Source organism: Longimicrobium sp. (genome assembly GCA_036387335.1).
Taxonomy (GTDB): domain Bacteria; phylum Gemmatimonadota; class Gemmatimonadetes; order Longimicrobiales; family Longimicrobiaceae; genus Longimicrobium.
In genome coordinates, this window is sequence record DASVTZ010000181.1 from 23,585 (window position 1) to 48,078 (window position 24,494).

The 24,494-nt window shown below is 66.8% G+C and carries 32 protein-coding genes; 30 read left to right on the forward strand and 2 right to left on the reverse strand.

The window, feature by feature from the left end; genetic code table 11:
- Positions 1-508: 508 nt before the first annotated feature.
- The 4 genes from VF647_17910 (at position 509) to VF647_17925 (ending at position 3,090) form a co-directional block, all read left to right on the forward strand.
- Positions 509-814 carry an EthD family reductase gene (locus VF647_17910; GenBank protein ID HEX8453966.1) on the forward strand — a complete coding sequence of 102 codons (306 nt, stop codon included), beginning with the start codon at positions 509-511 and terminating at the stop codon, positions 812-814.
- 272 nt (positions 815-1,086) lie between these two features.
- Entirely contained in the window at positions 1,087-1,962 is an 876-nt protein-coding gene (locus VF647_17915) for an energy transducer TonB (GenBank protein HEX8453967.1), read from the forward strand.
- A 133-nt stretch (positions 1,963-2,095) separates the two neighbouring features.
- A complete protein-coding gene (locus VF647_17920; protein ID HEX8453968.1) occupies positions 2,096-2,524 on the forward strand; it encodes an HD domain-containing protein in 429 nt (142 codons plus the stop codon).
- Between the two features lie 161 nt (positions 2,525-2,685).
- Positions 2,686-3,090 carry a hypothetical protein gene (locus VF647_17925; protein HEX8453969.1) on the forward strand — a complete coding sequence of 135 codons (405 nt, stop codon included), beginning with the start codon at positions 2,686-2,688 and terminating at the stop codon, positions 3,088-3,090.
- Between the two features lie 666 nt (positions 3,091-3,756).
- Here VF647_17925 and VF647_17930 read toward each other — a convergent pair.
- Positions 3,757-4,008 (reverse strand): hypothetical protein, encoded by a 252-nt coding sequence (locus VF647_17930; protein HEX8453970.1) that lies wholly within the window; start codon positions 4,006-4,008, stop codon positions 3,757-3,759.
- Positions 4,009-4,077: 69 nt separating this feature from the next.
- On the opposite strand from VF647_17930, the gene VF647_17935 reads away from it, so the two are divergent.
- From VF647_17935 to VF647_17995, 13 genes are all read left to right on the forward strand, one after another.
- Positions 4,078-4,959: a hypothetical protein gene (locus VF647_17935; GenBank protein HEX8453971.1), complete on the forward strand. Its 882-nt coding sequence runs from the start codon at positions 4,078-4,080 to the stop codon at positions 4,957-4,959.
- Between the two features lie 397 nt (positions 4,960-5,356).
- Positions 5,357-5,710: a hypothetical protein gene (locus VF647_17940; GenBank protein ID HEX8453972.1), complete on the forward strand. Its 354-nt coding sequence runs from the start codon at positions 5,357-5,359 to the stop codon at positions 5,708-5,710.
- Positions 5,698-6,021: a hypothetical protein gene (locus VF647_17945; GenBank protein HEX8453973.1), complete on the forward strand. Its 324-nt coding sequence runs from the start codon at positions 5,698-5,700 to the stop codon at positions 6,019-6,021. The genes VF647_17940 and VF647_17945 overlap by 13 nt, the downstream gene beginning before the upstream one ends.
- A 361-nt stretch (positions 6,022-6,382) precedes the next feature.
- Entirely contained in the window at positions 6,383-6,700 is a 318-nt protein-coding gene (locus VF647_17950) for a hypothetical protein (protein HEX8453974.1), read from the forward strand.
- 476 nt (positions 6,701-7,176) lie between these two features.
- On the forward strand, positions 7,177-7,611 hold the full coding sequence (locus tag VF647_17955) for a hypothetical protein (protein HEX8453975.1): 435 nt from the start codon (positions 7,177-7,179) through the stop codon (positions 7,609-7,611).
- A 67-nt stretch (positions 7,612-7,678) separates the two neighbouring features.
- Positions 7,679-8,035, forward strand: coding sequence for a hypothetical protein (locus VF647_17960; protein HEX8453976.1), 357 nt, complete (start codon positions 7,679-7,681; stop codon positions 8,033-8,035).
- Positions 8,036-8,211: 176 nt separating this feature from the next.
- Positions 8,212-9,114, forward strand: coding sequence for a hypothetical protein (locus VF647_17965; protein ID HEX8453977.1), 903 nt, complete (start codon positions 8,212-8,214; stop codon positions 9,112-9,114).
- A gap of 250 nt (positions 9,115-9,364) precedes the next feature.
- The gene (locus VF647_17970) at positions 9,365-11,869 is read left to right on the forward strand and encodes a hypothetical protein (GenBank protein HEX8453978.1); all 2,505 of its coding nucleotides are present in this window, start codon (positions 9,365-9,367) and stop codon (positions 11,867-11,869) included.
- A gap of 545 nt (positions 11,870-12,414) precedes the next feature.
- Positions 12,415-13,053: a family 16 glycosylhydrolase gene (locus VF647_17975; GenBank protein HEX8453979.1), complete on the forward strand. Its 639-nt coding sequence runs from the start codon at positions 12,415-12,417 to the stop codon at positions 13,051-13,053.
- 207 nt (positions 13,054-13,260) lie between these two features.
- Positions 13,261-13,719 carry a hypothetical protein gene (locus tag VF647_17980; GenBank protein HEX8453980.1) on the forward strand — a complete coding sequence of 153 codons (459 nt, stop codon included), beginning with the start codon at positions 13,261-13,263 and terminating at the stop codon, positions 13,717-13,719.
- Between the two features lie 43 nt (positions 13,720-13,762).
- Complete coding sequence (locus tag VF647_17985) at positions 13,763-14,476, forward strand: hypothetical protein (GenBank protein ID HEX8453981.1); 714 nt, start codon at positions 13,763-13,765, stop codon at positions 14,474-14,476.
- Positions 14,477-14,537: 61 nt separating this feature from the next.
- Positions 14,538-14,783: a hypothetical protein gene (locus tag VF647_17990; protein HEX8453982.1), complete on the forward strand. Its 246-nt coding sequence runs from the start codon at positions 14,538-14,540 to the stop codon at positions 14,781-14,783.
- A gap of 474 nt (positions 14,784-15,257) precedes the next feature.
- Positions 15,258-15,890, forward strand: a complete 633-nt coding sequence (locus tag VF647_17995; GenBank protein ID HEX8453983.1) for a hypothetical protein — start codon at positions 15,258-15,260, stop codon at positions 15,888-15,890.
- Between the two features lie 128 nt (positions 15,891-16,018).
- Here the strand turns inward: VF647_17995 and VF647_18000 are convergent, their stop codons facing one another.
- The gene (locus VF647_18000) at positions 16,019-16,960 is read right to left on the reverse strand and encodes an NADP-dependent oxidoreductase (protein HEX8453984.1); all 942 of its coding nucleotides are present in this window, start codon (positions 16,958-16,960) and stop codon (positions 16,019-16,021) included.
- Positions 16,961-17,118: 158 nt separating this feature from the next.
- Between VF647_18000 and VF647_18005 the strand changes: the two genes are divergently transcribed.
- From VF647_18005 to VF647_18065, 13 genes are all read left to right on the forward strand, one after another.
- A complete protein-coding gene (locus tag VF647_18005) occupies positions 17,119-17,622 on the forward strand; it encodes a MarR family transcriptional regulator (protein ID HEX8453985.1) in 504 nt (167 codons plus the stop codon).
- Between the two features lie 117 nt (positions 17,623-17,739).
- Positions 17,740-18,147, forward strand: coding sequence for a DoxX family protein (locus tag VF647_18010; protein HEX8453986.1), 408 nt, complete (start codon positions 17,740-17,742; stop codon positions 18,145-18,147).
- An 87-nt stretch (positions 18,148-18,234) separates the two neighbouring features.
- Positions 18,235-18,786 (forward strand): DUF2306 domain-containing protein, encoded by a 552-nt coding sequence (locus VF647_18015; GenBank protein HEX8453987.1) that lies wholly within the window; start codon positions 18,235-18,237, stop codon positions 18,784-18,786.
- Between the two features lie 122 nt (positions 18,787-18,908).
- Complete coding sequence (locus VF647_18020; GenBank protein HEX8453988.1) at positions 18,909-19,472, forward strand: hypothetical protein; 564 nt, start codon at positions 18,909-18,911, stop codon at positions 19,470-19,472.
- A gap of 53 nt (positions 19,473-19,525) precedes the next feature.
- Positions 19,526-20,011, forward strand: a complete 486-nt coding sequence (locus VF647_18025; GenBank protein ID HEX8453989.1) for a VOC family protein — start codon at positions 19,526-19,528, stop codon at positions 20,009-20,011.
- A gap of 89 nt (positions 20,012-20,100) precedes the next feature.
- Positions 20,101-20,505, forward strand: coding sequence for a VOC family protein (locus tag VF647_18030; protein ID HEX8453990.1), 405 nt, complete (start codon positions 20,101-20,103; stop codon positions 20,503-20,505).
- Positions 20,506-20,588: 83 nt separating this feature from the next.
- Complete coding sequence (locus VF647_18035) at positions 20,589-20,960, forward strand: DoxX family protein (GenBank protein ID HEX8453991.1); 372 nt, start codon at positions 20,589-20,591, stop codon at positions 20,958-20,960.
- Positions 20,961-20,999: 39 nt separating this feature from the next.
- Positions 21,000-21,425, forward strand: coding sequence for a hypothetical protein (locus VF647_18040; protein ID HEX8453992.1), 426 nt, complete (start codon positions 21,000-21,002; stop codon positions 21,423-21,425).
- 6 nt (positions 21,426-21,431) lie between these two features.
- Positions 21,432-22,364: a VOC family protein gene (locus tag VF647_18045; GenBank protein HEX8453993.1), complete on the forward strand. Its 933-nt coding sequence runs from the start codon at positions 21,432-21,434 to the stop codon at positions 22,362-22,364.
- A 221-nt stretch (positions 22,365-22,585) separates the two neighbouring features.
- The gene (locus VF647_18050) at positions 22,586-22,918 is read left to right on the forward strand and encodes a hypothetical protein (GenBank protein HEX8453994.1); all 333 of its coding nucleotides are present in this window, start codon (positions 22,586-22,588) and stop codon (positions 22,916-22,918) included.
- A 42-nt stretch (positions 22,919-22,960) separates the two neighbouring features.
- Positions 22,961-23,299 carry a hypothetical protein gene (locus tag VF647_18055; GenBank protein ID HEX8453995.1) on the forward strand — a complete coding sequence of 113 codons (339 nt, stop codon included), beginning with the start codon at positions 22,961-22,963 and terminating at the stop codon, positions 23,297-23,299.
- A 52-nt stretch (positions 23,300-23,351) separates the two neighbouring features.
- On the forward strand, positions 23,352-23,822 hold the full coding sequence (locus tag VF647_18060) for a hypothetical protein (protein ID HEX8453996.1): 471 nt from the start codon (positions 23,352-23,354) through the stop codon (positions 23,820-23,822).
- Positions 23,823-23,875: 53 nt separating this feature from the next.
- The gene (locus VF647_18065) at positions 23,876-24,352 is read left to right on the forward strand and encodes a hypothetical protein (GenBank protein ID HEX8453997.1); all 477 of its coding nucleotides are present in this window, start codon (positions 23,876-23,878) and stop codon (positions 24,350-24,352) included.
- Positions 24,353-24,494 lie beyond the last annotated feature (142 nt).

The following is a 24,494-nucleotide window of genomic DNA, read 5'->3' on the forward strand; positions in this document are numbered from 1 at the left end:
CAATCGCCTTCAGGGAGTGCGGGACCGTCCATGATTTCGCCGTCAGGCCGCTCGCGGACGATCAGCCGTCCCTCGTGGTCACCGGAGACGATCCTCGATCCGGCGAAAAGGCGGGGGCTTGATCCATCCACCGTGTCCACCTACAGTCTCGCCCTGAACGATGCGCATCGCGTCTCCAGAGGTGTGGTCCATGCCGGCGTCTCACCGATGTTCATCCCCGCACTCCCCGCCGGAGCGCCCGTCCACCGAACGCCCCGGCGTGTGCAAGCTCACTCGGCAGGCAGTTCCGCCACCGCCGCCGAACCAGCTTTGCAGCGGACAAGGGGCCTGGGCTACAGTATCTTCACGAGTACCATCGCGGCCCCCTGCGGCTGAACCGGGTGCTCCGCCGCTCTCTCGGACGTGCGGCCAGTCACCTCGTAAAGTACGATATGTGCCGGGCCGCACGCGTCTGGACCCTGGTTGTACAGGTGGCAATCACCCTCCCGATGGATGTGGAATGGCACGAATGATCGTGATCTACCGGACGCCGAAAGATCCGGCGGCGTTCGACGCCCACTATTTCGGAGTGCATGTGCCGCTCGCCAAGCGACTGCCCGGCCTTCGGAAGTACGAGGTAAGTCGACGGCCGATCCTCACGCCTGCCGGTGATCCCGAACCATACCTCGTGGGGACGCTCTACTTCGACGACCTGGAGGCCATCCGCCACGCCTTCACGACGCCCGAGGGGCAGGCTTGTGCGGCAGATCGGCGCGCGCTGGCGCCCGAGGATGACGATGTGCAGATGTATCTGTTCGACGTTGCCGAGGTGTAGCATGCGGCGCAGCCGCGTGAACGAGAGCGATTCGGCGCGGAGCGCGGCCCGCAGGTTCTTGTCTCGCGCGCAGGGCGGCCTAACAATCGTCCGCAGGGGGTGCGAGGCAACGCATGCTTTCGCGCGGATGAAAGTCTTGCGCGGCGGCCCCGCACCCCAAACCCTTGTGTCGTTCGCCGGCTGCCTGCAGACTATCGGGTGTCTTCGTCACGCTGCTGGTCCTCCGCCGCAAACTGTCCATCCCTATTCGCGCCTCCTCGATAGCTCCGGGTATGCTGCTTCGCGCTTTGGCGCCGCTCGCGCTGATCCTGCTGCACACACACTCTGTGGAGGCGCAACGAGGTGGACGCTTCCGCATTTCGGGGGATGGGTACGCCACCACGGCTCGCCTGCTGCCCGACAATGGCGACCCAGCCGGCGAGCTGAGCTGGTACTGCAGCAGCGGCCAGGAGGTGGAGGTGCGGCTCGGACCGGAGGGCGACCGCCGTCCACTGGTGTCCTACGTGATCTGGCGATTCGACGGGCTGAAGGCGGATACCGCCTTCCTGATCCGCTCCACCCTGCGCCGCGGAGACCGCCTCCACTTCACCTCGCGCGCGGCGACCGCTGCGCGACTCACGATCCGGCTGCTGGGCACCGATCCGGGTCAGCCAGGCGTGGAGTACGGCTACGGCCTGGCCTCGGCGGGAAAAGTGCTCAGCCGGCTGCCCTGCGCCCCTGGCCTGGACTCTCCTCCCCGCGAGCGTAGCGCAAACTGGCCGCCTCCGGAGGGGCTGGTGCCCAATCCGCCTGACTCAATCTCGCGGGGGACCGCCAGGAACTCGTCAACGGGGGGCGTTGAGCTGAGCCAGGTGGAGGAAGCGCCCGCGGTGATCAACGCGGCAGAGATGCTGCGGCAGCTGTCGCGGCTCTACCCGGTGGCGCTGCGCGATGCGGGGGTGACCGGGCAGGTCGTGGCGCGGTTCCTGATCCTGGAAGACGGGCGGGTGGATCCGGCCAGCATCACCATCAGGTCCGCGCCCCACGAGGGGTTCAGGTCGCCTGTCCTCGAGCTGCTCCCGGTCCTCCACTTCCGCCCGGCGCGGATCAAGGGACGCCCCGTGAAGGTCTGGGTCGAGCAGCCCATCATCTTCGCCCTCCCGGTGTAGAGCAAGCCGGGGCAACCGCAGTGGTCGACTCTCGCGTCTACGGTTCGGATCGAATCGCGGGTGTTGACTTGTGGCACCGTTAGGAGAGGCGCCAGTCTGGCCGAGACGATCCGGATTGCCACAGTGACAAGCGATGAGCACACTCGAACGGGCGATCGCGATCGCGGCCGAGGCGCACATGGGGCAGGTGGACAAGGCGGGCGCGCCGTACATCCTGCATCCGATGCGCGTGATGCTGCGCGTCGAGACGCCGGTCGAGCGGATCGCCGCGGTGCTCCACGACGTGGTAGAGGACACGGCGTGGACGCTGGAGGGGCTCGCGACCGAGGGGTTCGCGCCGGAGGTGGTGGCCGCCGTGGATGCGCTCACGCGACGCGAAGGGGAGAGCTACGAGGCGTTTGTCGCGCGCGCCGGCGCGGACCCGGTAGCCCGTGTGGTGAAGCTGGCCGACCTCGCGGAGAACATGGACCTGGGGCGGATCGCGTCGCCCACGGCGCCGGACATCGCTCGCCTCGACCGCTATCGCCGCGCCGTCGCGCAACTGACGGGCGAGCCCGCGTGACGGAGCAAACCTCCTCTACGGCCGTGTAGCAGCGGGTGGCGATCGGCTGCAGAGGATGCGGGTCCGAGCACCTTTCGGCCCAACGAAAGTCTTGCACTCAGGCCCCGCACCCTGACCTTTGAGACGTTTGGCCGCTCCCGTTGGTCCGACCAGAGGTGGGGATGAATCCAGCGCGACGCACAGACTGGAAGACACTGGAGATGCCCGCGGAAAGGGGGCACCTCGAGATCGACCGCGTGTTCTCGAACGACGACTTTGCCAGGCTCTGCTTCGGGGTCGTGCCCGGCTCGATGGAAGACAAGTGGTTCGTCTTTTACGAGCGCCCGTGGCTGAACCTCCACCGCAGCTGGACCGGGGAGTGCATTTACCGAGTCCGGTTCGAGCGCCGCGGCGGGGGTGTGGCGATCGTCGAGACGGTCGTCAGCCGTGCAGGCGATCCGCGGGCAGTACCCGATCCGGGCGGCGACGCACGGCGACTGCTCGACCTGTTCGAGAGCATCGTGCGCCGGAATTTCCGGTATGGCAACGTGCGCCTGTTTCCCGTCCTTCCCGTGCCCCCTGAGTGATGCGGCGGCCGCGAGCTCTCCTCCAGCTCAGGGGCGATGCGGGCGCTTCGCGGCCTGGATGCTCCAGTCTTCCAATTGAGCGTGTCACGCATTCCCACAGGACTGCATCCTAACTTGAGCGATTCAACGTCGGATCAACCTGCGGGTGCCGTCCTCCATAGCGAGAGACTGCGCGGCCTGCGCAGCGAATGTCCCGCCTGCGGTGAATGGGAGCACAGCACCGGTTGGCTCCTGTCCCGGGAGGGTGATCCTCACCGCTGGTACGTCGAGTTGAAATGCACCGGCTGCCTTGCCCGCGGGGCGACGTGGAAGCGCGAGTGGATGCCACTGATCGAAGAAGTCCTCGAGGCCGAGCGGGGATCGTTCACGGCGGCTGCGGCAAAACCCTGCACCGATTGCGAAGGCGCGGGTACATGCAGTGCATGTGGCGGGTCAGGGATCGACGTCGGTGTGGCGGTGCTGTCCGGGTACGAAGGGAATTGCGAGAAGTGCGGCGGGACGGGCGCGTGTCCGGCTTGTGGTGGATCAGGTGAAGTTCGGTGAGATCTTACGAGGCCGGGTATCCTGGCGCGCGGGGGATGCCTCTGCTGTTGTAGGGGTGTGACGAACGCCCCTGGTCCTCGATGAAACGTCGAGGGCCAGGGGCGCTTACTGGAAGGACGGGCGCTACTTCTTCTTGCTGCCGGTTTTCTGCGAAAGGGCGCTGCCTGCCGCGGACTTGGATGCCGCGCTCGTGCGGCCGTCCCGGAGCGTCTTCGACGCGGCGGTCGCGGCTTTGCTCGACGTCGTCTCTGCCGGAGAGTTGCGCTGCGTGAGCGCGCTTCCCGCGGCCGACTTGGACGCCTTGCTGGTGGATTCGCTAGACAGCGTCTTTGAAGCCTTCGATGCGGCGGCTTTGCCAGTCTGCTTACCAGCCATATACGCCTCCTGTAAGGGTTCACCGAGGATCGTCGAAAATCCCGTGCCGGTGGCTTACCCAGAGGACAGATGAACCTTTTCGGTTGGTTGTGGCGGCCAGCGCGCGTGCCCGCCCGGACCGACCCGCCGATCCCTGAAGGCTGGACGGCCGATATGTCCATCAGCCTTGCGCCTCACCATAGCATCGAGGATGTAGTCGACTTCATCCTCCGCGCAGAGGTTCGCCATGTTGGCTCGGAATCGATCACCGGCGAGCTGACGACTCGCTTTGGATTATCTGACGAGGATGCTGCGCTCGCCTGGGATCGTACCCTTGGCGGTCTTACGCGAGCAGCAACGGGCAATCCAGCGAACTGCCCCGTCCGCGACAAGGATCCTGTAGCGTGGGCAAGCTACCGGCGATGTTCTGACGATCCGGCTCTGATCGCGGCGATCAGGCCGCAATACGAAGCCGGGGGCACGTCCTTTGACTTGCTTCAACACGCGTATGGCTTGGCCGATGACATTCCGGCTCTTCTTGAGCGCGCCCGCAACGCACCGGCGCCCGAGACGTACCGTGACGAGCCGTGGTTCAGCCTCTGGAGTTCGTTGTGCCACCAGGGCAACGTATACACGGCGTCGTACGCTGCAGTCCCGGAACTCATCGAGATCGCCGTTGCGCGCGCGGCTGAAACGCGGGTAGCTTGGGCGTGCCTTCTGCTGGCGGGCACCATCGAGTTGGAACGTGCGCTGCCCGAGGGTGCAGCTCCGCCAGCGATGCCGTCAGACCTGGCGCGGGAGTATGCCGCCGCGCTTCACCGAGGGGCAGAGCTGGCTTCAAGGCAACTCGCGGGGACATCGGACCGGGAGCTTCAGCGCGGGTTTGCGATCAGTTACGCCGCCTTTCGTGGCGACGTCGCGGAGGCAAGGCGCCTCACGAACGACGCGGAGGACGCAGAGAACACGGAGTAGCAGCGACTCTCCACTGCTGAATAACCGCTGCGCCCGACAATTCGCTGCAAGGGGTGCGCTGCCATCCATGGTTCGCGAGATGAAAACTCTTGCGCGCCAGCCCCGCACCCTGACGCTTGTGTCGTTAGCATCCACTCTTTTGAGAGGCATTATGGCCGGAAAGCGAGTCGTGGTGTTGGCCAACAAGTGGTGGGAAGCGGACCCCCTGTGTGCCGTACTGATTCACGACAGAGCGCGGCCTCGCGGCTTTGCCAACTTCACCTACCCACACTATCCAGCGGCCCGACCCGTCAAGCCGGCTCAAGGTGCCCCTCGCCCTGCTGATCCTACTCCGACTCCGAGACTCACGTTTGACTGTAATGGGGACACCATCGAGGTATGGTGCCTCGAGGAACTCATGAACCCGGCCGAAAGCTCATCGTCTTCGCTGGAGAAATCGCGCGTCCTGCCGGGTGTTATCGCCTACGGTGCCGCGCCTGCCCTCGTGATCGCATTTGGAACGGCGGGGATCCGTGAGGGGGTGAGCGCGAACGGCGGCGTGGTGGTCGGCCGGCGCACCTTTGTTCATGACCCGCTCGCATCAAAGTCGAATCGCCAAGGCTTGTGGAGCCCGCCCAGCCCAGACCAGCTGGTCGACTCTGCTTTCCAGTGGCGAAGCTCGGACAGCTCGATGAACAGGCGAGACATGCCGCTGAATCCCGATTCCTCAGAGCACCTGTCGCACCCTCTGAACCACCGATGTTATACATAGGGAACGGCTTTGCTTCGCTCGGCGTGGTCAACATCACCAATTATGACGATTACGTTTGGGCGGATCGGAGTGCCGTGGAGGCTTTTAGCAAATCAGGCGCACCGGCCCAGATCGCCTCGATCGAAACGACCCACGGTATCATTCGGAGTGCTTCAAACTCCCCGTTCCTATACATCTCAGGGATCACCGACACAGAAGGTCAGTTTGACTTTCAGGTCACGCCGCGAGTGTATGCTCAGAATACTGTGGCCGCCCACAACGCTGGAGTAGCGATTGCGTGGCTGCTCCCGAGCATTCTCGCCGCGCTGTGACCAGTGCGCCAGCTTCGGCTCAGGTGCAACTTGCAGTAGGACTTGGACTTCGCACCGCCCAACACCCGCTGCGGGATGCGGGGCCGCCCAGGCTTTCGGGAGAGCCTCGTGCCCGCCCGCACCCCTGACCATTGTCTCGTTCGGCGGCTTACCGCTCCTACGAGCACCGGAGCACTTTGATCTTTGTGACGCCCTCAGCGTGCTGTCGGCGCCCTCGGCACTTGCCAGCACCGGACACTACAGGGCGCCGAACCGGCGCGGCAGCGTACGCTACTGAACGAGGCTGGATGACACGACCCCACGCACCCGAAAGCCCTGCCGTGGCCGCCTTGCTCAAAGCTGGCGAACCGAGGGATTGCCGATGATCCCGCGCTGGGTGGAGCGCCTCGCCGGGCTCGGGATGATCGTGCTCGGGGCGTGGCTCGTCACCGCCTCGTGGCGCGCGGCTCATACCGCCGAGCGCTTCCTGGTTGTCGGCCCGGCGTTTGGTCCTTTCGCGGTCGGTGTCGGGCTCGGACTCCTTCTCTTCCCGAGCCCGCGTTCCATGGTCGCCTCGCGCGGGGGAGATCCCTCGAAGATCGGGTGGTCCGACCTGACGCTGGGGTGGAAGATCCTCGCCGGCGGTGGGGGCGCGCTGGGCATCGCGTACCTCCTCATGCTCATGAGCGGCCTCGTCTGAGGCTGGAGCCCCGGCGTCCATTCGGTCCCCACCAGCGACCAACGCCGCCGGGCCACCTACGTGACTGGCTGAATGCAGATCCCCGGTCCATTCTGGCCCTTCTACCTTCGAGCCGGCGTCGCGCTCGTCGTCCTGGTCCTGCTGATTCGGGCCGGGTGGATCGCGGGGAGACGAACGAGATCGGGCGCGCAAGCCGCGGCTGCTATTGCGGCGCTCGTCACGGTTACGGCAGCGTTCTGGTTGCTGGTTCCACACACGTGTACCCTTGGCTGGAGACTGGGCATAGAGCTCCCGGGCTGCGACTGGGAGTACTCCCCGCCTCCTGATGGTGCCGGAGCGCTCACGACGTGGATTCTGGCCGGCGGGGTTTTTCAGGTGGTCACATTGGGCTTGCCTCTCGTAACCGCTGCCGTGGCGGCGGGAGCTGCTCGAGCCGCGTGGATGAGGCGGAGGGAAGCAGTCGCCGCGGTTGGACCGTGAAGCCGAGGCAGATCCGCAGCCCGGATCGCGAGCAGCTCTGGCAGCGTCTATCCGCCACGTGGGGTGTGGGCGGCGGATACTGGCACCCTCTCGCTGAAGCGCCGCGGCGGGACGTCCTGGCTTTCCAGGCGCCCTACTTCAATCAGGCCCTGGTAGCGGGCGGGAGACTGCACGCCATCCTCGATGCTCGCAAAGTTGAGCGCGTCTTTGAGCTCCGGGAAGACGGTAGTGCGTACGAGACTCGCCTCGCTGATCTGGACCCTGTGTACACGGGTGACGAAGGCTTCTGGTGCTCGGAGGTGATGGACTGGGTGCTGTACGCCTCGCACGAGAACTCGCTCACCGTGGGAGGAGAATGGCTCATCGTCGCGGTGAAGTCCGCATGGCCTGAATGGGCCCAGCATGTATGGACCAATCCATTCTTCGAGTAGCGCCAGGGCGGCGGGTCTCCGCCAAATGCAGGTGGGTGCGGCCGCGCCCTCGCCACCCAGGATGGGCATGAGGTCAGCTTCAGAGTTCCTGCTGGCGCCTCTAACCTTCGCGGTCCTCGCGGTGCTCACGCACCGCGTGCTGGGCCGGCGTGGGGTCGTCGCGCTCGCGGTGGCGTGGACCGCGGCTCTCTCTGCCTACATCTGCGCCTCGGTACCGGGCCCGGAGGTTGCGCTCCATTCCTTCGAACGCACGCTGCTTCCGGCGATCATCGCGACGATCAGCGGCACTCTCGCCGCAACGACCCTGCTGCTTCGCGGCCCAAGCAGCAGGCCCTGGCCTGCTTCCCTGGCTGCCATGACGGGCGTTTATCTGCTCGTAGCCGTACCGGTGAGCGCCCTGGTACTCCTCTGGGAAATGAGCTAGAGGGCACGCATGCAACGCTTCGCATGGTGCCGCACACGTTCTGGCTCGCCATTCTCGCCGCTGCCCTCCTCTCGTCGTGGTTCCGGTGCTCCGCAGCGTGCTGCGCGCCAACTCGGTCCGCGCTCAGCTGGAGAGCACGGACCTCTGCCACATCTTACTTGAGAGAACGGTAAAGAATGATCTGGCTCGGCGAATCACGCGGGCATCTGAGCGATTACGTCACCCAGCGCTGGGTCGAGGTGACCGGCAGGTCCGTCGATCTCGGCGAGCATCCATGGCTCGCGGGGCCGGTCGGGGACGTGCGCGGGATCGGGCGCGAGTTCTTTGCGGAGCTCGCGCGTCGCGAGGGTCTCGAGCTTCGGCAGGGCGCGGATTCCGGCGAACGGGGGCTCATCGTCGACTTCGCGGCGCTCGCCGCTCCCGACTTCGATCCCGGGCAGGTCGATCCGTCGGTCATCGACTTCTACGCGCGCACGTCCGCCTACGAGCTCGATGCATGGGCGGAGTGGCACGGCGCCTTTCGGCCCTTTGGGCGCCTGCTCGGGCATCTCTTCAGCCGAAGACTTCAGCAGCTCAACGTGCCGCTTTCGTCGCTGGATACCAGCCGCGGGGTCACCAGCGACGTGATTCAGCTCGTGGAGCCGGCCACCGGCAAGGTGCGCCGCACGGCGTGGGTGCGCGTGCTGCTCGGCACGGGCAACGTCCTGTACGCGGGCGAGTATTCGCTCGCGGCGGCGCCGGGGCGGCGGGGGCAGTGCTTGAAGGTGGTCTTCCCGCTGCCCAACGGGAACGCCATCTTGCTGATGCGCCCCGAGGCACACGCGGACGGTTCGCTCTCGGTGGTCTCGGAAGGTGAGGGGTTCGGGGAGTCCGGCTTCTACTTCACCGTCCACGACCGTCGCGGGCGGGTCCGCGCGCGCTACGTGCGCGCGATGCAGGAGCGCATCCGGGTGTACCCGGCCGAGCACGGCGCAGTGCGGGCGGACCACGTGCTGACGCTCTGGGGCGCGACGTTCCTGCGCCTGCATTACCGGCTGCGCAGAAAGGCGCCCGCAGCGGAGGTGCTTGCGGCATCCTGAGGTGCGGCATCCCGCCGGAAACCTTCTCCGGAGAAACATCCCTCGCCGTTTTGTCGTTGCGGGAAATGGATCAGGCTTGCGCGTATCGAGGTTTGTTTAAATTTTTGGCGTACACTCCAGATGTTTCGCGGACGCTTCGAACGCGTCCGTTGCCGCACGTGGGGGCGCGAGGTATCCGTACTCGCCGCCCACCGGAAGCTCCCTTCATCTGATTCTCCCGCTTATCCCTGTGCAATTCGTTACGATGCGAATGAAGAGCCTCGCGCGCCTGCTGATCCCCATCTCCATACTCCTCGCGGCCGGGTGCGGAAAGGATGGAACCGGAACGGGGGGCGGCCAACAAAAGCCGGTCGAGCCCAGCTTCGTGGAGATCGCCAGCGACCCGGGCGACTTCATCGGGGGAGGGCGATCGTACCGCTACACCAAGGCGGACGCCGAGCTGACGGTGCAGGCCACCGGCGGCCACATCTCGGTGCGGATCACGGGGGACCAGCGGTGGGAGGGAGATTTCGTGCTCCCCAGCAGCCACGCAAAGGTCGTCGCGGGCAGCTACACCGGCCTGCGCCGCTATCCGTTCCACGATCCGGTCGCCGGCGGGCTGAGCTGGTCGGGAGAGGGGCGTGGCTGCAACGCGCTCTCGGCCACCTTCACGGTGGAGCGCGCCACGTACGAGGCGGCCCAGCTCACCGCGCTCGACCTGCGCTTCGAGCAGCATTGCGAGGGGGGTGCGCCCGCCCTGCGCGGCAGGATCCAGTGGTCGGCCGCGGACCCGACCCTCCCGCCCGGTCCCGTGAACCCGCCTCCGGGCACGCTCTGGCGCGCGAACGCCGGCTCGCTCCCCGCCACCGGCAACTACGCGGTTCTGCAGAGCGATGCCGGGGACTACATCGCGGGGGGGAGGTCGTACACGTACACGGGCAGCGCGCTGTCCGTGACCGCCGCGGGGGGCATGCTGACGGTGGGCGTCGCCGCCAACGAATCGTGGCGCGGCGATTTCAAGGCGATGAGCAGCCTCGGCGAGCTGAAGCCCGGCTACTACGGAGACCTTCGCCGCTACCCCTTCCACAACCCGTTGAAGGGCGGCCTGTCGTGGAGCGGGCAGGGGCGCGGGTGCAACTCGCTCACCGGCTGGTTCGTCGTGGACCGGGTCACCTACACCGGCGGGAACCTCAGCGCGATCGAGCTGCGGTTCGAGCAGCACTGCGAGGGTGGCGGCCCCGCGCTTCGCGGCCAGATCCGCTGGTCCGCGGCGGACGTCCCCCCGCTCCCCGAGCCGGTGAACCCGCCGCCCAGCACGCTCTGGCGCGCGGACGCCGGCGCCGTGCCGGCCAGCGGCAGCTACGTGTACCTGAAGAGCGACGCGGGCGACTTCATCGGAGGAGGGAGGACGCACCTCTACCAGACCGGCGCGTTCTCCACGAGCGCCAACGGCGGCCTCCTGACCGTCAACGTCGCCGCGGACGAGAACTGGCGGGGCGAGTTCAAGGCGATGAACCACCTGACCGAGCTGAAGCCGGGGTACTACGGCGACCTCCGCCGCTATCCCTTCCACACCTCGCTGGCGGGCGGCCTGTCGTGGAGCGGAGAGGGGCGCGGGTGCAACACGCTCGCGGGCTGGTTCGTCGTCGATCGCGTGGTTTACACCGGCGGCAGCCTGACCGAGATCGAGCTTCGGTTCGAGCAGCACTGCGAAGGCGGCGGTCCCGCGTTGCGCGGCCAGATCCGCTGGTCCGCGGCCGACGTCGCCACGCCGCCCGAGCCCGTGAACCCGCCGCCGGGCACGCTCTGGCGCGCGGATGCCGGCGCGGTCCCGGCCAGCGGCAGCTACGTGTATCTCAAGAGCGACGCGGGCGACTTCATCGGCGCGGGAAGGACGTACCTGTACCAGACGGGTGCCTTCACCGCCACCGGCAACGGCGGCCTCCTGAGCGTCAACGTCACCGCGGACGAGAACTGGCGGGGCGACTTCAAGGCGATGAACAACCTGGGCGAGCTGAAGCCCGGCTACTATGGCGACCTCCGCCGCTACCCCTTCCACAATCCGCTGAAGGGGGGCCTATCGTGGGGTGGCCAGGGCCGCGGGTGCAACTCGCTCACCGGCTGGTTCGTCGTCGATCGGGTCACCTACACCAGCGGGGCTCTGACCGCGATCGAGCTGCGGTTCGAGCAGCACTGCGAGGGTGGCGGCCCCGCGCTGCGCGGCCAGATCCGCTGGTCCGCATCGGACGTCGCCACGCAGCCGGAGCCGGTGAACCCGCCGCCGGGCACGCTATGGCGCGCGGATCCGGGCGCCGTCCCAGCCAGCGGCAGCTACGTGTATCTCAAGAGCGACGCGGGCGACTACATCGGCGCCGGAAAGACGTACCTCTACCAGGGCGGCGCAATCTCCGTCAGCGGCAACGGCGGGCTCCTGACCGTCAACGTCAACTCGACCGAGAGCTGGTGGGGCGACTTCAAGGCGATGAACAACCTGGGGGAGCTGAAGCCCGGCTACTATGGCGACCTCCGCCGCTACCCGTTCCACAACCCGCTGAAGGGCGGCCTGTCGTGGAGCGGGCAGGGGAGTGGGTGCAACACCCTCGCGGGCTGGTTCGTCGTAGACCGCGTCGTCTACACAGCGGGCAAGGTGAGCGAGATCGAGCTGCGCTTCGAGCAGCACTGCGAGGGGGGCGAGCCCGCCCTGCGCGGCCAGATCCGCTGGACCGCCCCGGCCGCGATACGCACTTCCCGCAGCGCCGCCGCCAAGCGGGGGTGATAGGCCTCGGCATCGACGAGACACCGGCGCCATCATCCGCGGCCCGCCACGCTAAGTGGTGGGCCGCAGCCCTTTTCACCTTCGTCGAGGCCGCGGCGTCTTCTTGGACAGCGCCGACGCGCACACGGGAGGCGTCCCCGTTGCGCTCAGACCACCTGCGCGTAGGGATCGTCACGCCCACTACGCCCAACCTCCGCGAGCCCGGATCTAGACACTCCTCGGAGCCTCCGCAAACACGGCCAACTAGACGCCGCGGGCAAACCGGGCGGCGGGATAGCGTGCAAGGAGGGAGGGCTCACCCGATAAGAAAACTCTTGTAGAATGCGCTCCGATGGAGCAGCTTCTTCATGCATCGTTCTGCCCGCCGTACACCCTTCCAGACGCCGACATCGCTATAAGCATTCTCGCCACAGCAGTGGACGCCGGAATCCATCCGGCGGTAGCGTCGTTGGACTTCACCAAGCTCGATGGAAGCTGACGCGCGCAAGGAGAGCGGATTCCTTTATTGGGAGCTCGTAATCTCACCCTCGCCAAAGGAGGTTGTCATGCCGACTCTGGGCTTCGGTAATACGAACTGGCAAAAGGCAGATTGGGCGAATCACAACGTATTCAACGTAGGTTTTCGTCCGGACCATGTGAGACTGGATCAACAGCGAATCACTCTGACGTTGGATGATCAGGATTCACACGGTTATCCGTTTACCTCTGGAGAGTACCGTACTCTCAAGGTATTTGGTTATGGTCGGTACCAGGTTCGGATGAAGGTCCCTCGCGGGTCCGGTATCGTCTCCAGCTTTTTTGTCTACACCGGTCCGTCCGAGGGTACGCCGCATGACGAGATTGATATCGAGTTCCTTGGACGTGACACCACCAAGGTCCAATTCAACTATTGGACGAACGGCAAAGGCGGCAACGAGAAGATGCACAAACTTGGCTTTGATGCCGCAGCCGACTTCCATGAGTACGGGTTCGAGTGGCGACCCGATTACATCGCCTGGTTCGTTGACGGCGTCGAGGTTCATCGGCTTACCAAGGCGATCACGGGTGTCCCGATCCCGACGCACCAGGGTAAGATCATGATGAACCTCTGGACGGGCACCCCGGAAGTTGAGGATTGGCTTGGACCGTTCAAGTTCGAGAAGCCTTTGAAGGCCCATTACGAAGACGTTCGGTTCACCTCGTAGCCACAAGGGCTGACGAGATCCCGCCGCCGTCCTTCTGTTCGATTTGCGCAAGGGAGGGGTACTCCTCCGCGGCGATACCGCTCGGCAGACAAACTTCCAGTGCGCCCGACGATTCCATTGGCAGCCTGGCGCATAGCGGTCGATCTGGGGGCCGTGCGCTTACTCGCATCCCACGTCCCGGACCCGCCCTGCGGCCGCGGGTGTCCGATGTGCCGCAACTGGACAGCGGCGGCCGACGAGACGCTCCCGCCCGAACTGCAGGGGCAACTGGCGCGGCTCGGAATCGATCCCGCGGCGCCTTCCGATCTGTACGGCAGTGGAAGCGCCCCAGGCGTCTACCGGTACCGCATCACCTACCACACGGCGGGCCGCATCCTGAGTGGTCCACACAGCATCTTCCGTATCCCGCGCGGCATCCATCGGCACTACCACACGATTCGTGAGACCCCCTGGCTCGGCCTCTCCGTCGCGTACGAGCATCTCGTCCACGGGCAGGTGGACTGGAGGCCGACGGGGACGTCATCGGTCGTGCAAGTAGACCTTCGCCTGGATGTGCCGTGGTGCCTGTCCGAAGCCGGTCCAGCGGACTTCATAGCGTCCGATGCGCCGACGTGGCGCGACACTCCCTGGGCGCGTGCATACCGCCGAGCCGGGCGCCGCGGGTGACACCGGGCCGTGCTGTGGTGCGACCGCTGCGAAAGGAACAGGAATGCGTCACCAATACGTACATCTGCTCCATCGCTCCCCTGACCCGGTCCGCCGCACTCCCCCGGTCTTCGCCGTGCGGCTGCGGCAGCTGCTCTTCATCGGAGTCCTTGCCGCCGCCGGATGCAGCGACGACGACGGATCGGTGGGTGCGCCGGAGCACTTCAGCCCGATGGTTGTCGATTCGCCGGTCGGGCCGCTGCGCCTGCAGCTCTCCATCTGGCCGAAGAACGTGGTGTTCCGCCGTCCGAACTTGATCATGATCCACTACCGGATGGTCAACCCGGGTCCGGGCGATCATGCCTATCGGGACGCCGCGGAATACTACCACTTCCGCGTGGTCCGCCCGAATGGGCAGCGGCTCTATCCCAGAGTCGTGTCGGCGACGGAGGGTATGGGCGAGGCACAACGAATCTTGCTATACCCTGGTGAAGCAGGGGAAACGCATACGATCAACCTTGCCTGCATGCCGTACCACGCATACTCCTTTGAGCCCCTCTTCCGGGCACCCGACCGATACGGCTGCGAAGCCTCCTTTCAGTTTCGGGAAGCAGGAGTGTACCAGGTAATCGGCCAGCGAGTCCCGCCGCCCGCTTTTGGGCCGGAGGATGATTGGACGCCCGAGGCTCGCCGCGCCAAAGGCGAGGATACGCTGCCCTCCCGCGCGGATACGCTCGAAATCAATTTCCAGCCCTCAAGCCGCTGGTGGCCATGGTAGTCTCCTCGCGAGCCTGCGCACGTCCCTCCTGGCACAGCGCCCCATGAGACCTCCGCCTGAGATGGACACTCCAGGCAAATCCTCGAATCGGTTCGGCCGCGGGCTTGGCGTGCTCCTGGTGCTGATCGGCATCGGGATACTGGCGGGTGGGATCGTGTTCCGAGCCCTCAACACCGCCCTCCTCGGCGGCGCGGTGGTAATGAGCGGGCTCATGACCGCCACGGATCCGAAGCGCAACCTGCCTCGCCGCCTCGCTTTCGCCGCCGTGGGCGTGCTGCTGATGGGCCTGTACATGCTCAACCGCTAGAGCCGCGGAATGGACATTGATTCGATCGCTGAGATCACCATCGACGGGGACGGGCGCCTCTGTGTCAGGCCGGCGACCGTGGTCCTGCCGTACATCTGGCGGGAGGCGATGCAGGTCCAGTGGGACGATCAGAAGGGCTGCCTCTACTCTCCCAAGCCGCGTGAATGGAGCTACGCAGACTGGTACCGGCAGATCCTGGCCGCGGCTCGTGAGCAGGGCTGCGATCTGCGCATCACGAGCGACACGGTCTGGACCGACGTTCCGGAGGGTGTACGGGAGGCGATTCTCACGGCGGGCCGGCTGACAATCGGTGGACCGGCCTTGCTCTCGCGCGACGAAAGTCTTGCGTGGCGGCCCCGCAGGTCCAACCCTGGTGCCGCTCGGCGGTCTGTCGTCAGAACCCCGCCGGGCACCGCCTCCCCCTCCTCCGCTGGCCTGGCCCGGCCTCGCCGCTTCCCTTCACCGCGTACCCTCATGACCCGCATCGCATCCTGGCGTCCCCTCCTGTTCGCAGCCGGCGTCCTGATGATCGCGGGCTCCGCGACGCACCCGCGCGATCCGTCCATGCAGCAGATGCTGATGAACCCGATCTGGGTGCCGTCGCACGCGCTGATGCTCGCCGGCTACGTGTCGCTGCTGGCGAGCCTGTGGCTGCTGCACCGCTCCGGCGGCGGGCCCGCGGGACGGTGGATGCAGATCGCCCTCGCGGGGACGGCGCTGCAGACGCTGGAGGCGTTCTTCCACCTGATCGCGGTGGTGGATGCGGATCGCATGCAGGCGGGGCACGCCACTCCCGTGTACACGGTGCACATGCTGCTGGGCGCGGTGGGGTACCCCGTGTTCGCGCTGGTGGCGATGGCGCTGGTCGTCGCCGGTGCCCGCACCCGTACGCTGGGCAGGTGGTGGATCGCGCCGCTGGGCGTGTTGGGCGCGCTGCTCCCCGGCCTCGCGGCCGTCTTCGTGATCTGGATGGGGGCCGATGTGGGGGTGCTGTTCGCGGGGATCGCCTTCTTTGGGCTGTGGGAGATCGTGGCCTCGCTGCTCCCCATACGGGTCGCGGCGGAGTCCTCGGCGGCGCCGCGGAGCGCCGCGCTGGCCGGCGCCTGACCACTTTCGGCGGGAGAAAAGCATCACACAGAGACACGGAGGGGAACGGAAAGGGCGCAGAAAACCCTTCTGCTGTTCTCTCCGTTGCCTCTGTGGCTCTGTGTGATGCCATCTGTTCAGCGTCTGCGTCAGAGGACCACGACGACCTTTCCTCGGGTCCGCCCGGTTTCCACCTGCTGGTGAGCGGCCGCCAGATCGTCAAAGGAAAATTCCCGCGCGATTTCGGGGCGGATCACGCCGCTCTCGAGCAGCCCCGCCAGGTGCCGCATGTCCGTCCCGCTCGATTGCACCAGGTACGTCGATGCGGAGACGCCTCTGGCCGAGGCTTCCGCTTTCACTTCGTCCGTGACGCCGCCGGCGATCGCCACGAGCCGGCCGCCGCTTTTCAGCACGTCCAGCGCCCGCCGGGGCAGGTCGCCACCCACGGCGTCGAATACCACGTCCACGTCCTTGATCACCGTCTCAAAGGGCGCCGCATGGTAATCGACGTACATGGACGCGCCCAGACCTCTGACGAATTCCTCGTTGGCCGCCGAGCCGGTGCCGATGACCACGGCACCCAGGTGCCTCGCCACCTGAACGCCGAAGTGGCCCACGCCTCCGGCGGCCGCCTGCATCAACACCGTCTCGCCTTCGCGAACGTTCGCCGGCCCCACGAGCACCTGCCAGGCGGTCAGGAGCGCGAGAGTCGAGGCGGCGGCCGCGCTGTGGGACAGCCCCGCCGGCTTGTGCGCCAGGTGCGTGGCCGGGGCAGTCACGTATTCCGCGTAGGCCTTTCCGTGCCCGGGAAAGCGGACCATGCCGAATACCGCATCGCCCACATTGAACTCCGTCACACCATCGCCGACCCCCGTGACCACGCCGGATACGTCCCAGCCCAGGACAACCGGCGGCTGCTCATTCAGGCTGTTGTAGAGGGCGAGGCCTTTTCTGGTTTTGACGTCCACCGGGTTGATGCTGATCGCGCTCACCCGCACCAACACCTCGCCCGGCTGCGGCTCGGGGACGGGCAGCTCCTCCATCACCAGTTGCTCAGTACCGCCCGCTGCTTTCAGGATGATTGCTTTCATCGTTCGATCCCTGTTCGACGTTCGTTTGTCCGAGGCAAGGTACGCGGCCCGGTGAAATTCGCCAGTTGCTCGCGCTGGCGATGTGCGGCCTGCATTGCTCCAGGGTAGATTACGGCTCCCGCTCCCAGACCGCGACGTACGGGTTAGGTTTCCAGACAATGAGCGACTCGACCACGGACGCGGCTCCACCATCTCACGAAGACCCGGACGCGCTGGACCGCGCTGCCGCGCTACGGCTGCTCGTGGTGATGAGCCGGGCGCTGCGGGCGGTCACCGAGCCGGCGCGCCACCAAGCGAAGCAGTGGGACCTCTCGTCTACCGAGCTGGGGGTGATGGAGGCGCTGTACCACAAGGGGCCGCTCCCCCTGAGCGCGCTGGCCGAGCGCATCCTCCTGACGGGCGCCAGCACCACGTACACGGTGAAGCGCCTGGAGCAACGCGGACTCATGCGCCGCCGGACGTCCACCGAGGACCAGCGGTTCGTCTTCGGCGAGCTGACGGAGGCCGGGCGGGCGCTCATCGAGGAGATCTTTCCCATACACGCGGAGCAGATCCGGCGCACCATGCAGGGGCTCACGCTCGAGGAGAAGCACCAGGCGGCCGAGCTGCTCAAGAGGCTCGGACGCGCCGCGGTGGCCGGCGACGAGCATCGGGATCGCTAGGCGCGCCGTCCGGCAGATCGAAGGCGGGAGTACTTCCATTTCTAAGTATCTACGCTTAGAATTCAAAGTACCTCTTGACGATCTGTAAGATCGCCGATCCATCGCCCCGGAGACGCCATGTCGAGCCACGCCACCGCCATCCCCGCCCTTCCCGCCCCAGCGCGCGGACGCGCGGCCACCGTCGCACTGTGGGCGCTCCAGATCGCTCTCGCCGCCGCAATCGGAGCGGCCGGGGCGGCCAAGCTCGCGGGGGCACCGGAGATGGTGCAGCTCTTCGACGCCATCGGAATCGGGCAGTGGTTCCGCTATGTTACCGGAGCGCTCGAAGTGCCCGGCGCCCTCCTGCTGCTCGTGCCGGCCCTCGCCGGGCGCGGCGCGCTGCTCCTGGCGGGCGTGATGTGCGGCGCCGTTGTGGCGCACCTGCTCGTGCTCCACACCTCCCCCGCGGCGCCACTCTCGCTCCTCGCGGGGCTCGCCGTCGTCATCTATGCCCGCCGTGCGGAGATCGCGCGCGTCCGTGGGTGAATCGTGCGCTGAACGCGATCCCACGCCATCCAAGGCACACATGACCGCGCACCTGGACCGCGACAACGACACCGCTGGCGCCGTACGATGCCGGTGAGCCTCGGCTGGATCCATACCGTCGCGGCGGTCGGCGCGCTGGTGGCCGGCGCGGCGGTGCTCCTGACCCGCAAGGGCACGCGGCGCCATCGGCAGCTCGGGTGGGCCTACGTCGTGAGCATGCTCCTGCTGAATGGCACGGCGCTCCTGATCTACCGCCTGCTGGGGCGCTTCGGGCCCTTTCACGTGGGCGCCGTCTTCAGCTTCGTGACGGTCGTGGCGGGCACCGCCGCGGCGATCGGGGCACGCCGGGCGCGAGCGCGGCGCGACGCGGTGGAGCGTGCGCGTGCTCTCCATCGCCACTACCAGTGGATGACGTGGTCGTACGTCGGGCTCGCCGCGGCGGCCGTGTCGGAGACGGCGACCCGGGTCCCCGCGCTGCGGCCGCGGCCGGACCAGGTGCTGGCGTTCGGGGTCACGGTGGCCGTGGCTACGCTCCTGGTCCTCGTGGTTGGGGCGCGGCTGATCCGGCGTTACCGATCCGCGCTCCTTGCGCCCTATCGGACGGCGGCGGAGCGAACTCCGCGCGGCTCCGCTGTCTGACCTGGACGTCGCACGTTATCTACCGCAATCGCTCAACAGCCTTGCGCGGCGGCCCCGCGCCTCTGACCTTGGTGCCGTTCGGCGACCCCGGTCTGCTTGCGGATCCGTGCTCCAGAGGCGCCATGCGGCTTCCGTGCATCCTCGCGTTCGTGGTGCCGCTGTTCGCCGCGGATGCCGCACACGCTCAGCATTGCTGGCCCATCGAGGTGCGGGTAGAGGTGAGAGACTCGGCCGGCCGCCGCATCAGCCCGGTCGTTCTCGACAGCGTCGTCGCAGTCGTAGCTCGAGGCTCCAACGAGGTCCCGGTTCGATCGCGCATGGACCTTCCGCGCGACGGGACGGCATCCGATACGAGCGGCACGCTCCAGTGGCTGACCGCCGCGTGCCGCCTGCGGCTGCAGCGGGCGACGCTCTACGCCTCCGGGCGCGCGCTGCACCTGGACTTCAACATCGACATCAACACCTTTGAGAGGCCGGGTCCCTCCGCCTTTCTGATCGAAGCACCTCCCCTCCAGTCCGCCGCATTCAGATTGCGCTTCGATCCTGAGCTACGAGGCGGCCATTCATCCGCTCCACGCCGGCTCGACGCGAGCTGGTGGGAGCGCGCCTCGAACGCGAAAGGCGCCGCCCCAGACGCGCCACGGAGCCGTTGCACCCGGCACCGGCCAGGTTGTTCGCGGGCCTGAAAAACCACTCGGCGTGGCGTACGCCGGGCTCACAATCCAATGGAGAACCCAGGATGGCGAAGCCGGCAAAAAACACGATCTGCCTATGGTACGATGGCGGCGCGGAGGAAGCGGCGCGGTTCTACGCCGAAACCTTTCCCGATTCATCGGTCGACGCGGTGCACCGCGCCCCGGGCGACTTCCCGTCCGGGAAGGAGGGCGACGTGTTGACGGTCGAGTTCACCGTCATGGGCATTCCCTGCCTGGGGCTGAACGGCGGCCCCGCGTTCAAGCACGATGAAGCCTTCTCGTTCCAGGTCGCGACCGAGGACCAGGCCGAGACGGATCGGTACTGGAACGCGATCGTCGGCAATGGCGGGCAGGAGAGCGCCTGCGGGTGGTGCAAGGACAGGTGGGGACTGTCGTGGCAGATCACGCCCGTCGCCCTGACGCAGGCGATCACCAACCCGGATCCCGCCGTCGCCAAACGGGCGTTCAATGCGATGATGCAGATGCACAAGATCGACGTCGCGGCGATCGAGGCGGCGGTCCGCGGCTGAATCCCGCACGGCCTCACACAGAGCCACAGAGGAACCCGCGAGAACGACGAAGAAGGTTCTCTCTGGTGACATCCACACGCGGAGATCCAGTGAAGCTCGACGTTTACCTGAACTACGCCGGCACCTGCGAAGAGGCGTTCCGCTTCTACGAGCAGCACCTGGGAGGCAGGATCACGGGCATGCGCCGCCACGGCGACCAGCCGAACGGCAGGATGCCGGAAGGGTGGAAGGACGCGATCCTCCACGCGCGCATCGAGATCGGGAACACGGTGATCATGGGTGCGGACATCCCGGGCGCCGAGCCCATGCGGAGCGCGTACCTGGCACTGACGCTGGACAGCGCCGAGGAGGCGGAGCGCGTCTACGCTCTGCTCTCCGAGGGCGGGCAGATCTTCATGAAGATGGAGGAGACCTTTTTCGCCTCCCGCTTCGCCCAGCTGCGAGACCGGTTCGGCACTTCGTGGATGCTGCTGCACGAGCGTGGCGCCGCCTGACCCAGCGCCGCGGACGAAGCAGGTCGCTGGGCCCGGAGCTGGGATCGAGCAGGCTGACACGCAAACCGCTGAGGAGGCAAACGATGAACACCCTGTTGTGGGTGCTGCAGGGCCTCGCCGCTCTCGTTTACGGGGCGTCCGGCATCATGAAGGTCTTCATGTTCGACAAGATCAAGGAAGGGGTGCCGTCCTTTGGCGCGCTGCCGCGGGGGGCCTGGCTGGCGCTCGGCATCGTCGAGCTCGTCTGCGTGGTGGGGCTGATCGTCCCGGGCGCAACGGGGTGGCGGCCGGGGCTCACGGCGGTGGCCGCGGCGGTGCTGGCGGTCGAGAGCCTCGTGTTCATCGGGGTGCACGTCACGTACAACGAGGTGGGGTCCATCGTCATGAGCGCCGTGCTCGGCCTCCTCATGGCGTTCATCGCGTACGGCCGCATGGTGCTGAAGCCGTTCGTCTGACCTGTCCTGGCCGGTCCTCCTCGAACTCGCGCGCAACCGTTGATCTCTTCCATCGTCACGCGCACCAGTGCCGCGGCCCTGCTGGCCGGCGGGCTGGCGCTGCTCTTCGCCTCGGACGTGTTGCTGCCCGTCCTTGTGCCCGGGTTCCCGGCGGCGGGCGCGTGGCTCGGGCAGCTGCTGGGCGCCGCGTGGCTCGGGGTGGCCGCGCTCAACTGGCTGCATCGCGGCGCGCTGCTGGGCGGGATCTACGGGCGGCCGGTGGTGCTCGCCAACCTCGTGCTGTACTTCGTAGGCGCGCTGTCGCTGCTGCGGGCGCTCGTGGGGCCTGGCGTGCCCCGCGCGCTATGGGGACTCGCGGTACCGCTCGCGCTGCTGGCGGTGGTATACGGCGTGCTGCTCCTGCGCGGGCCGCTCGACCCACTGGACCCCGAGCGGGTGCGCGGCGCGTCCGGCACTTCGAGATAAGTCCACGTGCATCAACAGCTCGCGCACGTCGCGCTGGTCGTCCGCGACTACGACGAAGCCATCGACTTCTACACGAAGAAGCTCGGCTTCACGCTGGTCGAAGACACGTATCAGCCGGAGCAGGACAAGCGCTGGGTGCTCGTGGCGCCTCCCGGACCGCCCGGAACCTCGCTCCTGCTCGCGCGGGCTTCCACGCCGGAGCAGGCGCGCTTCATCGGCGACCAGGCCGGCGGGCGGGTGTTCCTCTTCCTGAGCACGGACGACTTCTGGCGCGACTACGACCGCATGCTCGCCGCGGGCATCCGCTTCGTTCGCGACCCGGCCGTGCAGCCGTACGGCACCGTCGCCGTGTTCGAGGACCTGTACGGCAACCGGTGGGACCTGGTCCAGTTCGCCGCCGCCTCCGTCGCGGCGACCGCGCAGCCTGTCGAACTGCGCGTCCCCAGAGCCATTCTCGACCAGCGCGACCCCGCAAAGCTGGCCTGGGCCGCGATCGAACCGGTGTGGGATGCCGTCGATCTGAGCGCCGAGCCAGGTGCAGTCGACGACCAGCTCTCGAGGCTTTCCAGGGGCCAGAAAGCGTTGCTGGCGATCCACTGGTGCGTGGCGGAGGTGTCGAACGGCGGGTTTGAGCAGTTCTTCGCGAACCCGGCCGGGGTGCTCACGCGCGAAGCACGGGAAGGGTTCGCGCTGGTCGGTGACCAGGCACTCGCGTCCGTTGTCGACCAGGTCGCCGCCCTCTTCCCCGACGAGTGGCCCGCACGTGAGCGCAGCGTGCGCAACTTCCAGCTTCGGCGGCTCCGCGGGCCCGATGCGGAGCGTGTAGCCGCCTTCGAGCCCTACGACAGAGCCTTCGGCGATTGCCTGGGCTTGGAGGGGCTGCCTGGCCGCTGTGCTGCCTACGTGATCGAAAACCCCACTGACTTCGTCCGTGACTGAACGGGCGAGGTCGTGGCAGACGGTTGGCGATGGGGCCGGCTGTTTGTCTCGAAGGTTGTAGCTCGGCGGCTCACCCTTCGGTTCACCCCAGCGTCCGAATCTTTTCGTAGCCAACCGATGGAGCCGGTCACGATCTTGCGCGATCCCGCCGCCCTGAGGGCACAGCCTACATCGAGCTGCTGCCGGGCGGGTACCGCGACTCCTGCTGGAACGAGGGCTCGGTGTTCCTCACCGAGGAGGTGTTTGGGTACTTCGAGCGAATCATCGCGCGGCACGAGCCAAGGTTCGACCACTTCGCCTTCATGGACGTGGAGCGCGCGACGTGGAACGCGATCCTAGATGACATGGCCGGCGTCGCGCGGGCACTTCGCGCAGCCGCCACCATCGACGACGTTCCGCCGATCGTAGGCTTCTACTACCTGGGGACGAAGCGGGAATTCGCGGCCTCGTTCCGCGAAAATGCGGACGCGCTGGCTGCGCTGCTCGATGAGCTCGGCGCATGGCTGCGGGAGCAGCTGTCCCGCGAAGAGGTGGTAGCGGTACTGGGCATGTAGCCGCAGCCGAAATCCAGGCACACTCAACCCATCTGAGGCCGCATGAGCGAGGCGACTGGGACCAGCGAGGGCGTGTTCACCCAGGCGTGGCTCCTGAAGGGGCTCACCCGAAACGTGCCGGGAGTTCTCGGCCTGGACCAGGGCCACCTCCTCTTCGTCACGCACGACGAGGAGACGATCTTCGACGCGCCGCTCTCCCGCGTCGGCGACGTAAAGGTGCCGTGGTACTACTTCGGCGGCGGCCTCAAGCTCAGAGTCGGCGACGAGCGCTACCGTCTCTCCTTCGTTCCCCCGACCGCGGTCGGCGGCGGCATCGCGGACATTCCCGAAGGACGCGCGAACTGCAAGATGTGGCTGTCGCTGCTCGCGGGAACCGCCTGAGCAGCGCGCGGGAGCACTGCACCGACCGCTCACTCTCAACGATCCCCGCGCCTTGTACCTGCTCAACCCGCTCGCCTTCGCCCGGGACCTGAGGGACGACCGTGTACCCGAAAGCGTGAAGGCGCAGTACATGGTGCTCGGCGGAATCGTGCAGTACGCTCATTACGCGTGGCGCTCGCATTACCCCGCAGAACCCGCGTCATCATTCGGCTTCGCGATGCTCGTGGCGGTCTGGATCGCGGGCGTGTACGTGTGCTATCGCGCGAACGCCGCCGGCGACGACAGGCGTTTCATCGAGCGGTTCATCTGCCTGGCGGTACCGCTCACCGTCTGGACGTCCCTCGCGGGAATCGCCGTTGCCGCCGCGATGTACTACGGGCTCGGTCTTCGGGGTGAGGAGTACGGCGCCATGCGAGGTGGCATCACGCTTCTGATGTGGATCGCCTACGTCGCGGCCCTGCGCTGGCTGATCATCCACGCGTCGAAGCGCGACGGTCCACCGCCCCTGCCCCGAGCCCCCTGACCCCCACCTGCGTTGCAAGTTGGTGGGGCGCCAGTCGTGAAGAGGTTCCCAGGATGAGCAAAGAGTACACGCTGGAGAAGTGGGTCTGGACCGACGCTGATTTCGAGCAGATGGGCTGGCACGATGCGCCGATCCACGCCATGGCGTACCTCTCCGAGACGTTCGAGATCGCCTTCGACATCGACTACATCCTGAAGTGGGTGCATCCTGGTCCGGACGAGACTCACTTCAGCTTCTGGATCGCTCCAGCTACGATCATCTTCCAGAACGTCACCGACCTCCAACTCGATCTGGAATCGTTCGGAGGCATCACCGTGCAGGACCTCGACAGAACAGACCCGCAGCCCTCACGTCCAGGCTTCGAAGGACCGGAAGCGAGCTGGCTCTGGACTTTCAACTGCCTGGAAGGGGCGATCCAATTCCGCGCGACGGGTTTCCGCCAGACGATCCGCCGTGCTCCGACGCACCAGGCCGAGCAGACGATTCCTCTGAGGGCCCGAGGCGGAATCTCCTTCAGCGAGAGTCGCTGACACCCGCCGCCAACCATGCACCGCACCAGCGCGCGTGCGCCCTGTCGAGGCATCGAAGCTGGCGGAGCGCACCGGCGTCGCACCGCCGTGAGGGCAAGATCGTGCGCATCGTCTCTACCGTACCCGCGGGGCCGGGCTTAGC